The sequence below is a fragment of the Streptomyces sp. NPDC015127 genome, assembly GCF_043080095.1.
Lineage (GTDB): Bacteria > Actinomycetota > Actinomycetes > Streptomycetales > Streptomycetaceae > Streptomyces.
Genome location: NZ_JBIBVE010000002.1, coordinates 465,636 through 478,515, shown reverse-complemented (window position 1 = coordinate 478,515; position 12,880 = coordinate 465,636). Strand labels below are relative to the sequence as shown.

The 12,880-nt window shown below is 69.5% G+C and carries 4 protein-coding genes; 1 reads left to right on the top strand and 3 read right to left on the bottom strand.

Annotation, left to right across the window (positions count from 1 at the left end; genetic code table 11):
• The first annotated feature begins 295 nt into the window (after positions 1 to 295).
• Positions 296 to 1,525 (top strand): MFS transporter, encoded by a 1,230-nt coding sequence (locus tag ACF08N_RS05410; protein ID WP_392323430.1) that lies wholly within the window; start codon positions 296 to 298, stop codon positions 1,523 to 1,525.
• A 44-nt stretch (positions 1,526 to 1,569) separates the two neighbouring features.
• On the opposite strand, the gene ACF08N_RS05405 is transcribed toward ACF08N_RS05410, so the two are convergent.
• From ACF08N_RS05405 to ACF08N_RS05395, 3 genes are all read right to left on the bottom strand, one after another.
• A complete protein-coding gene (locus ACF08N_RS05405) occupies positions 1,570 to 2,817 on the bottom strand; it encodes a PP2C family protein-serine/threonine phosphatase (RefSeq protein WP_392323263.1) in 1,248 nt (415 codons plus the stop codon).
• Between the two features lie 179 nt (positions 2,818 to 2,996).
• Positions 2,997 to 3,599, bottom strand: a complete 603-nt coding sequence (locus ACF08N_RS05400) for a hypothetical protein (RefSeq protein WP_392323262.1) — start codon at positions 3,597 to 3,599, stop codon at positions 2,997 to 2,999.
• Positions 3,600 to 3,613: 14 nt separating this feature from the next.
• Positions 3,614 to 12,727, bottom strand: a complete 9,114-nt coding sequence (locus tag ACF08N_RS05395; protein WP_392323261.1) for a DNRLRE domain-containing protein — start codon at positions 12,725 to 12,727, stop codon at positions 3,614 to 3,616.
• Positions 12,728 to 12,880 lie beyond the last annotated feature (153 nt).

The following is a 12,880-nucleotide window of genomic DNA, read 5'->3' as shown; positions in this document are numbered from 1 at the left end:
AACCTCCAGAGAACAAGGAAGGAAACAAGGAAGCCGAGACCCGCCCCGTCAAGCCCCGCAGCACCGCGCCCGCAGCATACCCACGTGATCACCTGGCCCTGGCAGCCCGCCCCGCCTCCAACGCCGCTCCGGCGGCGGTGAGTTCGCGCCGGTCCTGCGTGGGCACTTGCCGCGGCGCTCTGCAGGGCTGCGACGCGGCCCGTGAAAACCCCTGGTGGTCCAGACCTCTCGGCTGATACATGTCACATCCGTGACGGAAAACATTCCGGCGGGCCGGCAGGTTCCCGCCTCTCCAGTGAACGCCGAGGCCCGCGGGTGGGCGGCCGGCACGGAACGCCCCGGCCTCTGGAACCGCAACTTCCGGCTGTTCTTCGTGGCCCGTTCCGTCGCCGTGTTCGGTGACGGGATGGTGCCCGTGGCGCTCGCTGCGGGGCTGCTGGACGCGGGCCGTCCCGCGTCCTCCGTCGGGTATGCGCTGGCTTCCTGGATGGGGCCGTTCGCGCTCCTGGTGCTCTTCGGAGGGGTACTGGCGGACCGGTTCACGGCCCGCCGCATGATGATCATCGCGGATGTGCTCCGGCTCGCCGGCGCGTCGGCGCTCGCCGTGCTGTTCGCCGCGGGCAGCCCGCCCCTGTGGTCGGTGTACGCGCTCAGCGCGGTCAGCGGCGTCGGGGCGGCCCTGTTCCAGCCGGGTGTGGCGAGCACGATCCCGCGAATATCGGTGGACATCCAGCGGTCCAATGCCGTTCTGCGGGTCAGTGAGGCGCTGATGACGATGGCCGGGCCCGCGTTCGCCGGTCTGGTCGTCGGGCTGGCGGGTGCGGGAGCGGTCTTCGGGGCGAACGCCGCGACGTTCGGTGTCAGCGCCGTCTGTCTGGCGCTGATGCGGCTGGTTCCCGTGCCGGGCGACCAGGTTCCCCGCGGGTCGATGCTCGCGGAACTGATGGACGGCTGGCGCGAGTTCAGGGCCCGCAGCTGGCTGTGGCAGGTGATCGCGGTCTGGACGGTGTACGGGCTGACCGTCCTCGGACCGATGCTGCCGCTCACGGCGGCGCTGGTGACGGACCGGCACGGCTCGGCGTCGTACGGGCTGCTGATGGCGGTGAACGGGGCGGGCAGCGCGGCCGGCGGTCTGCTGGCGCTGCGTTCACGTCCGGTGCGCCCGCTCGCCGCCGGCGCGGTGACCCTGCTCGGGGTGCCGGTGAACCTCGCCCTGCTGGCCTCCGACGTGTCGGTCGCCATGCTGGGCGCCGGGCAGTTCGTGGTGGGCGCCGCCTTCGCGTACTGGCTGGTGATGTGGTCGACGTCGGTGCAGACGCATGTGCCGCAGCAGTCGCTGAACCGGCTGCACGCCTATGACGTGGCCGGCTCGCTCCTGATGCTGGCGGCGGGCAGGGCGCTCGCCGGCCCGGCCTCCGAGGCGCTGGGCGCCCGGCAGGTGCTGCTGGGCGGCGTGGTGCTCGGGGCGCTGGCCGTGGGCGTGCTGCTCGTGCTCCCGTCGGTGAGGAGACTGCCGAGGGCGTAGGCCGGGTCGGCGGCTCTCCCTTCCGGGTCCCGCGCCGGGGTGCCTCACATCGTGTCGGGGTGTGGTGCCGCCGTGGAGTCGTGGGCCGCCGGGGGGCGGCGGCGGATGCGGGCGGCGAGGATCGCGACGTCGTCCTCGGCGTGGTGCGCGTCGAACCGGTCGACGACCGTGTCGAGCAGGTCCTCGACATCGGCGCCGGGCCGGAGCCACCGTCCGGCGAGACGCGCCAGCGAGACGTCGATGTCCTCTCCCCTGCGCTCGACGAGGCCGTCGGTGAACAGCAGCAGGGTCTGTCCCGGGACCATCGTGCGGGTGATCAGTTCGTATCCGCCGACGCCCGTGCCGAGCGGCGGGCCGACCGGGACGGGCACCACCTCGGCGGTGTTGTCCGCGGTGAACAGGACGGGCGGCAGATGGCCCGCGCTGGCGATCGCGGCCACGCGCCGCGTGGGATCGACCCGGATGAGCAGACAGGTGGCCGGGCGGCGGCCGGCGCTGGTGGCGTCGAGCTGGCGCAGCACCCGGTGCGGGGGCAGGTCCGCGGAGGCGACGTAGCGCAGGGCGGAGCGGTAGGCGTTCATGTCGACGGCCGCGTCGAGACCGTGGCCCATCACGTCCCCGACGACCAGCAGGGTGCGCCCGTAGTGGAGCCGCACGGTCTCGAACCAGTCGCCGCCTACGAGGGTGCTGTTTCCCGCCGGCAGGTAGCGGGTGGCGACCTCCAGGTTGGGGTGCGGCTGGCCGGGTTCGGCGAGCAGCGCGCGCTGGAGATTGAGCGCGGTGCTGCGCACGGAGGCGTGGGCGCGGGCGTGACCGATGAGGACGGCGGCGAGGCGGGCCGCGTAGTGGATTGTCGCGGTCTCGTCCTCGGTGAAGCCCTCGCCCGGCCGGGCGGCGAGGAGCACACCGTAGGCGCGGCCGTGGGCGAGGAGCGGTACGTGCAGGTGGGTGACGGGACGGCCGCCCGCGAGGGTCGTGACCGTGCGGATGGCGTGGCCCTCGTCCAGCGCTGCCACCGATTGCGCGGCGGTGTCGGTCCCGGCGTCGAGAAGGTCCTCGCGACCGCGCGCGCAGATGCGGGCCGGCGGGCCGTGCTCGTGCGGCCGGTCCGCGACGACGTCCTCGATCAGGAGGTCGACCGCGGCGGCTTCGCACAGGGACGGGCACAGGAACTGGGTGAGCTCGGCGCAGACGGTCCTCTCGTCGAGCCTGCTGCCGATGAGCTCCAGAGCCCGATCGACCGCCTCCAGCCGTGCCCGTACCCGATCCAGCCACTCGTCTTGTCCGGACAAGGCCACCTCCACCGCGTCGCGCGTTCGCACGTCATCACATCAGCGAATCGGCTGCGAACAGGGCAACGACGCAGGGCGGCGCACAGATGTGCGTCATCGCCGGCCGTCGGGCGAGCGGCCGGACACGGCTCTGCCGGAGGTGCGGTGCACCTCCGGCAGAGCGTCGTCGCGTGCGGCGGTCAGGGCAGGAGGGTGATCCTGTCCCGGTAGGCCGTGGCGAGGGGCTGGGACGCGGCGTGGAGGTTCTCGACCGCGGCACGGTCGACGGCTCCACCCGACGTGGCGTCCCGCACCCCTGCGAGATCCTCCACCTGGCGGCGGATCTCGCGGACCCGCAGGTCCTCCGAGGGGTCGGCGCCTTCCGGAGCGGCGATCATCTCCTCCAGCGCGTCGGCGAACGAATGCATCGCGTCCAGGGTGTCCGCGACCGTCTCGGCGCCGGCGTCGGGATCGTCCCACACCTCAAGGGCGTAGCCGGCGATGTCCAGCACGTCCAGGCCCCAGGCGGCGGGGCCGTCCGGTTCCTCCACGTGTTCTCCGTCCGGCTGGACGATCTCGTTGTACTCCTCGAGTGTCTCGGCCAGTTCCTGCTCGGCCGACTCCCCCAGAGCCAGTGACCGGCACACGGCCACGGCCCGGCGGAAGAAGTCCTTCGACCCGGGGTACGGGGCGAAGAACCTGTCCTCCAGGGGGAACAGGGAAACCCTGTGCAGTGCGAGCGATGCGAGGATCGCCCGCCCCGCGGGGCCGGCCTCGGCCAGCCCCGCGGACGTTACTTCCACTTGCGTCATTTTCCCTACCAGGCGAATGCACGGGCGCCGGTGAGCTGGGCCCCGCTCGGCGTCTTGCGGAACTTGTTCAGGATGACAGTCTTCCAGTGCGTGCCCACCAGGCGGGCGGGGCCCACGCTGTCGTTGAAGGGCTGGAACAGTTCGTTCTGGCACCAGGGGCACACGGCCCGGTTCGCGGCGCCCGCGACCGGGGTCCACCCCATCTTCCTGATGTGGGCCAGTGCACTGACCTCCGCGTCGCCGGGGATGACGTCGGCCAGGATCTCCGAACCGTCCGTCTTCATCGCGTTGCGGATCTTCGGGTCGACGATGCGGTCCCCGCTGGCTGCGAGGACGTCGACGAAGGTGCCGTCGCCCTTGTCCGCCCTGATGATGGCGGTGGTGCGCCGGGTCTGCGCCTTCTTGTGGAGCTGGCCGTGCAGTTGCTGCACACGGTCGTCGAGCTCCTTGGCGGCCTTCTCGTTGCAGTTGTGGACGAGGACCTGGGCCTTGCCGGCCAGCACGAAGTAGTCGTGAACCGCGTCGACGGTGAGGTTGTGGACGCGCTCGTGACGGGTCGTGTGGTCGACCGCGGTGATCTGGACCCAGGTGCCGGCCGACGTCTGCAGCCACATGCCGGAGGCCAGCGTGTCGGCCCGGACCCAACGGCCCGAGTCCGGCAGCCAGTACAGGTGGCCGTCGGTCGAGGTGACCTTGCCGGTGGCCGAGCCCTCGGTGCCGTCGGTGTCGACGGTGAGGGTGACCAGGTGCTTGGTGCCCTTGTCGCTGCGGACGTCGAGGATCTCGCGGGACTGGATGTCACCGCGCTCCACGTCCGTGGCCAGGACCTGCTCGCCGACCCGCAGGTCCTCGATCGCCTTCGTGGAACCGTCGGCGAGGACCACCTGGGTGCCCGGAACGAAGCTGTTCTTGCAGGCCTTGGGCGCCTCCGGCTCCTTCGGCGCCGCCGGCGCGTCGTCCCCCTTGCGGGTGGTCGACGCCGCGTCGGTGGCCGTGTCGACCTTGTCCTCCGCCTTGCGGGCGTCATTGGCGCTGTCCGCCGCGTCGAGGCCCTTCTTGGCGTACTTGCCGGCCTTGACGGCGGTCGCGCCGTAGCCGACGAGCGGAATGGCCGAGGACATCGACAGGGCGGCGTCCACGTAGTTGCCCTCGGCCGCGTACCAGATGCCGTTGGCGACGTCGGCGACCTCGCCCACCACCGGGATCAGGCCCACGACGTCGAGCGCCGCGTGGCCGATGTCGGAGAGGGAGAGCCCGAACAGGTGGCCGTCGAGTTCGACGAAGCTGATCGGGTTGCCGCCGGCGAACGCGTAGCGGTTGCCGGTGAACGGGTCGGAGGCGAGCGACATGTCGGCGAGCGCGCCACCGTACATGTCACGGGTCAGGAAGCGGTTCAGACCCGGGTCGTAGTTGCGGAAGCCCATGTCGTACGTGCCCGACGCCTTGTCCCAGCGGGACGAGTTGAAGCGGAAGGCGTTGTACGAGTCCTTGTCGGGGTCGGCGTCGTCGGGCTTGTCGGCGCCGGTCATCTGGGACGTGTCGTTGGAGCCGTAGGCGGTGTAGCCGTACGTGGCCCGGGTCTTGCCGTCCTCCTTCGTGATGGCCTCGACGTCACCGCGCGGGCTGGTGGTGTACTGCGAGACCTCCTTGGTGCCGTCGTCCTTGTGCTTGATCTGCGTGGCCCGCTGGCCGGAGGCCAGGTACTGGTAGGACTTGTCCGCCTTGCCGTTCAGTTCCTCGCGCAGGACCTGGTTGTCGATGCCGAGGTAGGTGAACGCCGTGGTCTTGGACTCGGTGCCGGACGTCGTCTGGGACACCGTCCGGTCGAACGGGTCGAAGACGTAGGACGTGGTCACCGCCGTGGCGCCGGAGCCCGCGCGGGTCTTCACGGTGCGGTCGAAGCCGTCGTACGTGTACTTCTGCTCGGTCTGGCCCCCGCTGCTGACGGTGTCGACGCGGCCGAGCGGGTCGTAGTTGCAGGTGGACGTGACGCCGCCGGCCGTGGAGGACAGCAGCCGGTTGCGGTCGAAGCGGGACGTCTGGGTCCGACCGTCGACGGTCTGCTCGACGATGTTGCTGTTGCGGTCGTACGTGTAGGACTCGGTGGACGAGGAGTCACCGGCCTTGGTGACCTTGGCGATCCGGTCCTGCGGGTCGTAGTCGAACGTGTAGGTGTTGTCGATGTAGTCCGCGGTGTTGTCCGCGTTCATCAGCTTCAGCACGTCCTTGGAGCGGTTGCCGTTGGGCCCGTACTCCAGGTCGTGCTGGGCGACGACGGTTCCGCCCGATGTCTTCTCGACGGACTGCTTGACCGATCCGTCGAGGTAGTAGGACATGTCGAGCGTGTTGCCGTTGGGCTTGGTCTGCTTCAGCAGGAGCCCGCGGGGGGTGTAGGTGAGGTTGGTGATCTGCTGGTTGCCCGCCGTGGGCGAGTCGGCGTTGGTCACCCGGCTGACCAGGTCCCGTGCGTCGTAGTCGACCTTGGACCAGGTGAGGTCGTGCGTCGTGGTGAGCGGGTTGCCGATCTCGTTGTAGGTGATCGACGTGGTGTTCTTCACCACGCCGGAGGCCAGCTCCTCGACCTTGGAGACCTGGTTGAGTCCCTCGTAGCCGATCCGGTACGTGTCGATCTTCGCGCCGGGCGAGTTGTCCTTGACCTCCACCATGTTGGCGTTGGCGTCGTACGTGTAGGTGAAGTCCTTCTTCTCGTTGTCCGGTTCACCGGTGTTCGAGCGGACCAGCTTCACCGCGTCGGCGAGGACGGTGCCGTTCGCCTGGTCGGTGACGCTCACCTTCTGCGGGCCGTCCTCGACGAAGGCGTAGCTGCCGAGCGAGATCCAGTCGCCGGCGTTCTGCGTCTGGTCGACCGTCCGGGTGGCGGAGCCGCCGTCGTGGTCGACCGTGAACCTGGCGTCGCCGGCGGCACCGGTCACCTTCGGGTGGCGGACGAAGACCTCGTACGTCCCGTTCTGCGGGATGTTGAGCTGCCAGGCGAAGGTGTTGGTGCCCGTACCCGCCGGATGCGAATAGGTGTCGTAGCCGTACTGCTGTTCGGCCTGGGTGCGGGACCAGTTGCCCTGGATCGCGGTGTTGTTGAAGTCCGAGCTGTCGACGAGGACGGCGTGCCGGCCGACGGGGATGCCGTCGTCGGAGCGGGCCCTCTGGTTGCCCGACGGGTAGAAGTCCCAGGTCATGGTGCGCTGCTGGGAGCCGCCTGCCGCGGTCAGGGTGTTCTTGGTCTGCTGGCCGAGCTCGTTGTAGTCGTAGGAGGTGGTGATGTCCCACGGGTCCTTGGAGGACTTGGTCCAGCCGTTGTCGTAGTAGGTGTACTCGGTGACGTTGCGGGTCGTCTGGCCCTCGGACGGCGGTGCCGAGACGGAGCTGAGGTTGCCGACCGGGTCGTAGAAGTAGAACGTCGAGTCGGGGGTGTTGTACCGGGCGTCCGCCTTGCTGTAGGGCGAGCGCTCCTCCTTCACCCGGTTCAGTTCGTCGTAGACGGTCTCCGCGGCGAAGTCGGTGGTGTCACCGGTGGTGGCGACGCCGCGCGGGGTGATCGTGCGGGTCCGGTTGCCGACTTCGTCGTACTCGTAGCGGGTGGTCCGGTAACTGACGGTGCCCGAGGCGTCCTTGCTCAGCGGGACCTTCGACTCGACCAGTGCGCCGCGCTCGTCGAAGACGCCCAGCGACTCGTTGCCCTCGGGGTCGGTGGTGCCCACCGTGTTGCCGTCGAGGTCGAACCGCAGGGACGACGTGTTGCCGGCGGCGTCGGTGGTCGCGACGACCCGGTGGTTGAGGTCGTAGCGGTACTTGGTGGTGTAGTCGTCCGGATCGGCGGTCGCGTTCTTGCGCGGGTCGACGACCTTGACGACGTTGCCCACGTTGTCGTATGTGGACGTGGCGCGGCCGCCGTTGGCGTTCACCACCTCGATCGGCTGGTACACCGCGTCGTAGACCGTCGTCGTGGTGTAGTCGCCGGCGGTCGCGGTCGCGTTGCCCTTGGGTTCCGTGATGGTCAGCGGGTTGCCGACCTTGTCGTACGTCGTGGTCGTCCGTCGGGCGGGGGCGCCCGCCTCGTCACCGGGGACCGCCGCCTCGGTGATCTGGTCGGCCTTGTCGTACACGGAGGTCGACACCGAGCCGTTGGCCGCGACGACCTTGGTGATGTTGTCGTTGGCGTCGTACTCGGGTGCCGGCGTGGTGATGAAGACGCCTGCCGCCCGGTCCTTGGGCTCCTTCTTCTCCAGGGGGCGGCCGAAGTCGTCGTACGCCTGGGTGACCTCAGCGCCCTTGGCGTTGGTCACCTTGAGCACGTTGCCGCGCGGGTCGTACACGAAGCCGGAGGCGTTGCCCAGGGGATCGGTGATCTTCTCCGGATAGCCGGACGGGTGGAAGTCACTGTTGAGCGTGGCGTGCCCGTTGGCGTCCGTCTCCTTTACGAGGCGCCCGAGGCTGTCGTACTCGGACGTCGAGGTGTAGTCGCCCTCGGTGGCCGTCGCGACGCCCTTGGGGTCGGTGACGGACGTCAGATTGCCGCGGGGGTCGTAGCCGAAGCGCCAGGTGCGGCCCTCGGGCGACTTCTTCTCGAAGAGGTCGGCGATGTGGCCGTTCAGCCCCGTGGAGTAGGTGAGGGTCTGCGCGGGGGTGCCGTTCTTGTTGGCCTCCGCGTCCTTCTTCTCCAGCGGGTAGCCCGTCTTGTGGTCGTACGTCCAGGTGGAGACGGCTCCGTTGGGCTCCTCGAGACGGGTGACGTTGTTGTCCGCGTCCCAGGCGAGCTTGGTGGACTCCTGCTTGGCGTTGGTGATCCGGGTGGGCCGGCCGTAGCCGTCCATGACGTGGACGGTGTCGTTGTTCTCGGCGTCCGTGACCCGGGTGTCGATCACGGAGCCCGCCGTGCCGTCCGGATCGGTGTAGACGAATCCGGTGGTGCCGCCCAGGCGGTCGGTGATGGTCTGGGTGTTCCAGTGGAACTTCGGGTCGTCGCCCTCGTTCGGGTAGTAGTAGTCGAGCGAGGTGGTGTTGCCGCGGGGGTCGGTGACCTTGACGAGCTTGACGTTCTTGTTGCCCTGGGTCGCGTCGTACTCGAAGGCGAACACCTTCGGCTGGGCGGAGCCCGCGCCGTCGGTGAGCCTGGTGAGCAGCCCCTTGTCGGAGTAGTCGAAGGTCAGCTTGCGCCCGGAGACGTCGGTCATCGACCTGACGTGGTCGATGATCTTCGGGCTGCTGGTGTCGGCCTTCGTCCAGTAGTCGACGGTGAGCGTCTGCCGGCCGGACGGGTCGGTGATGTACCGGAGGAACTTGACCGGCTTGTTGTTGGACTTGCGCTCTTCGTAGGTGTAGGTCTGCGTGTTGCCGTTCTTGTCCGTGATGGACGTCAGGTAGCCGTCGCAGTCGAAGAAGAACTGGGTGCGGTCCGGGCGCGTGAGCGACCAGGCCTGCGGGTCACCGTCCTGGTTGGGGGTGCAGTCGGTGCCGGAGCCCTGCTGGAGCAGGTAGTGCACACCGGCCGGGGCCTTCCACGTCCCGTCGTCCTGCTTGCGGAAGATGTGCGCGGTGCCGTCGCCGTCGGGCAGCGTCACCTCGCGCGGGTTGGGGTTGGGGTGGAAGTCGAGGGCCGCGCCGAGCCGCAGCGGCATCGCCGCCTGCGCGGACCAGCCGTGGCCGAGGACGGTGTCGGAGGTGTCCTGGCTGTTGTACGAGAACCGCGTGAAGGTGGTCAGGCCGCGGCCGGGGTTGGTGAAGGCGTTGTACTGCCAGACCGTGTTGCCCGCGTACAGGTTGTTCATCAGCGACGAGCCGGCGCCGGTGTTCTTGCCCGCGTAGGAGTAGAACTTCTCCAGGCCGAGCTGGTCGGAGGTCGGGTCCTCCACGCGCACGTTCTGTGCGAGGGCGGGGATGGACTCGGTGGCCGACAGCCAGGTGCCCGCGGTCGTGTTCAGCAGGTCCCACTTGAGCACGTACTCCAGGCGCTTGTTGCCGGAGTCCGAGTTGATCGGGGCCTTGAGTGCGGCCTGGACGGTGACCGTCTCGCCGGGCAGGACGTCCTTGGGCAGCGCCGTCCGGAGCTGGTTGCCGCCCGTCGTGGCGTCGGTGCCGTCCGGGAGGGACCAGGTGTAGGAAAGGGCCTGGTCGGCGGCCTTCCAGGTGGCGGTGGTGGTGTTGGTGAGGGTGACGTCGACGGTGTACTGGTCGCCGGGGATCATCCGCGCCGGGGTGTCCGGGGCGAAGTACGTGGAGTCGGTCGACTTGTCGATGTAGGTGACCACGAGCTGCGGGCGCAGCTGTGGTTCCTCCGCCTCCGAGGAGAGGAAGATCGTCCGCTCCTGCGGTCCCGACGATGACTCGTCCTTGAGCTTGACGGCGACGCCCTTGTTGGAGGCCGGGGTGGTGACCCACGACTGGGCGAGCGAGGTCAGGTACCAGGACTGACGGGCCGGGTCGTTGGTGACGGTGGAGACGGTGTCGGCGACGGCGGCGTCGACGTCACCGCCCGGGGTGGTCCACGGCGTGGTGGCCGTCGCGTTGTTCCAGGACGCCGCGCCCTCGTCGAAGTCGCGATTGAGCGCGTGCAGTTCGTAGACGGCTCCGGCGCTGCCGGTGGTGGTCGTGGTGCCCCAGAGGTCGAGCTGCGCCTCCAGCACGCGCGAGGTCACAGGCACCTGGCTGAGCGCCGGGAACTTCAGCAGTGCCCGCGTCGTGCCGTACGTGCCGGAGTTGTTGCCCACGGACAGCCACGGGTGGGCGACACCGCCGTCGGCGATGCTGTCGTGTCCGGTGGTGGGCTGGGCGGAGGACAGGGTGGTGTCGGCCGCGCTGCCCTGGAGGACGACCGTGGTGCGGCCCGCCTTGGGAAGGCGGACGATCTGGGTGGGCGCCGGGATGATCTCGCCGTCCCGGGTCTTCACCGCGACCATGTAGTAGAAGACGTTGCCGAAGGCCTCGGACGAGTCCGCCGGGGTCGGCGTCGCCGTGGTGTCCGCGAACGCGGTCGTGCCGGCGGGGACCGGTGCGACGAGCGTCTGCGACGACGGCTTGAACGTCTGGAAGACGCTGCGGTGGACCTGGTACTCGGCGATGTCGTCACCGGTGGCGACCGGGTCCTGGTCCTGGTAGGCGGACCACTTCAGCTCGGCGCCGGTGGCCCGGATGACCTCGGGGGCGTCGAGGGTGACGCCCGGGCGGCCCCAGGTGAGCACGAGCTTGGGGTAGTTGGCCACCTCGCCCTTGTAGGCGTACTCGGCGGCCTCGTAACGCGGCCCGCCCTTCGGCCCGTTCGCGCTCTCGTCCCCTGCCTTGACGACGAAGCCGTGGTTGGCGTTCGTGCCGTTGATCCAGGACTGGACGGTCTTGGTCACACTGAAGGAGTGCCAGGTGTTGGAGGTGCCCGGCTTCTTGGTGACCACGCCGCCCTTGGTGAAGCGCAGGGCGTCGGCGAGGACGGCGGTGGACGTGGAGGCGGGACCGTCGCCGAGCACCACCTTGCCGGCGGTGCCCGCCTTGAACGGGTGCGTGCCGAGCGTCGTCCACATGCCGCCGCTGCCGGCGCGCTGGTCGACCGTGTAGGTCTTGCTGCCGCCGTTGTAGGTGACGGTGTACGGGGCGTTCGCGGCGCGGTCGGAGGCGGGCACGTAGTGCGCCTCGACCTGGTACTGGCCGTCCTCCGGGAGGTTCGGCTGCCAGGTGTAGGTGTCGCCGGCGACCGCGTCCTTGTTGTAGAGGTAGTCCTTGTTGACCGCGTACTGGGTGAACGCGGTGTTCCCGGACGCGGGCCAGGCTCCCTTGGCCGCGGTGGCCCCGGAGTCGCCGTCGTCGACGACGACGGAGGTGCCGGACAGCTCCCCGGTGATGCCGGAGGCGCTGTTCCAGGTGGCGGTGGTCTCGTCCCAGGCGGCCGTGGCGCGGTGCGCCTCCAGCTGGACCTCGGTGTCACCGGTGGTGTGGGTCTGGTCGTAGTAGAGCTTGAGGTCGGCCGAGTCCAGCTGGGTGCCGGCCGGGACCGCGCCCAGCGGGAACTTGAGCAGTGCCCGTGAGGAACCGCTGCTGGTGTTGCCGACGGACAGGCGCCAGTTCCCGTCGTAGTTCGACGCCGGCCCGTCCGAGGAGATCATGACGTCCTGGGACTGGGTGGAGGTCGGCGCGATGGAGATCGTGGGGTCGACCACCACCGGGAAGCGCCGCTCCGGGGCCTTCAGCCATGCCGCGTCGGGACGCAGGGTGAGCGTGTACGAGCCGTCGCGGCCGGTCAGCCTCTGCTCGACGCGGTCGCTGCTCGCGGTTCCGTAGGCGGCCTGCGGGTCCTTCTTCGCGTCCGTCATGAAGGGCGCAGGGATGACCAGTTCGGGCCGGGTCGGGCCGGAGCTCTCGCTGTGGAGGGCGATCGAGCCGTTCTTGCGGCGCTCGGCGCTCAGGCCGTGGGTGGTGAGGGTGAACTCGTAGGAAGGGGCGGCGGTGGGGGCACCGCCGAGGACGATGCCTTCCTTCACGGTGCCGTTGCCGACGGTGTAGGTGAGGTCGGTGCCGCGGCCGAGGGCGTCCTTGTAGGTGACGGTGGACCCGTCGACCTCGGGTGTGAGCCGGCCGGCGGCCGCGCCCTTGATGCCGATGGCGACCCAGTGGCCCTGGTCGAGCTCGAAGCGGACGAGCTCGCCGGGGCGTTCACCGAAGTAGGTCCGGGCGACGTTGGTGGTGTTGGCGTGGGTGAAGCCCGTGCGGTCGGCGGCCGTGATGGCCGTGACGGCCGTCTCGACGGACTTCCAGACCTTGCCGTCCTTGTAGTGCGTGGGGACGGCGGACACCTCGGACTGGACGCGGCCGTCGGACAGCTGCCAGTAGCGGGCGTTGGGGGTGCGCCGGTCCTCGAGTTCCTTGACCCGCTTCGCGGGGGCCGCGTTCCTGCCCTTGGGCAGGTGCTCGTTGCGCGGCACGGCCGTGTCCGGAAGGTCCGGCGGCTCTACGGCCTCGGTGTCCTCGTCGTCCAGGCCGAGGAAGTTCCTGAACCCCTCGACGAGCCCCGGTCCGTCGTCGGGGGGTGGTGCGGCGAATGCCGGCTGCGGCACGCCGGTGGCGGCCAGCGCGACGACGCTGCTGACGATCAGCCAGCGCCGTGCACGTCTTCCATGCATCGTCTCTCCTCAACCTGTGGTCGGTCGTCAAGGGAGAGTTGTGGGGGTTATGAAATGAGCGTGTCAAGCGATTGGATATTCAAGGCATCGGCGGCACTTGGGATTTGACGGAGCATCGTGGACGGTGATCGCGGCTCACTCCCGGTGCCTCAT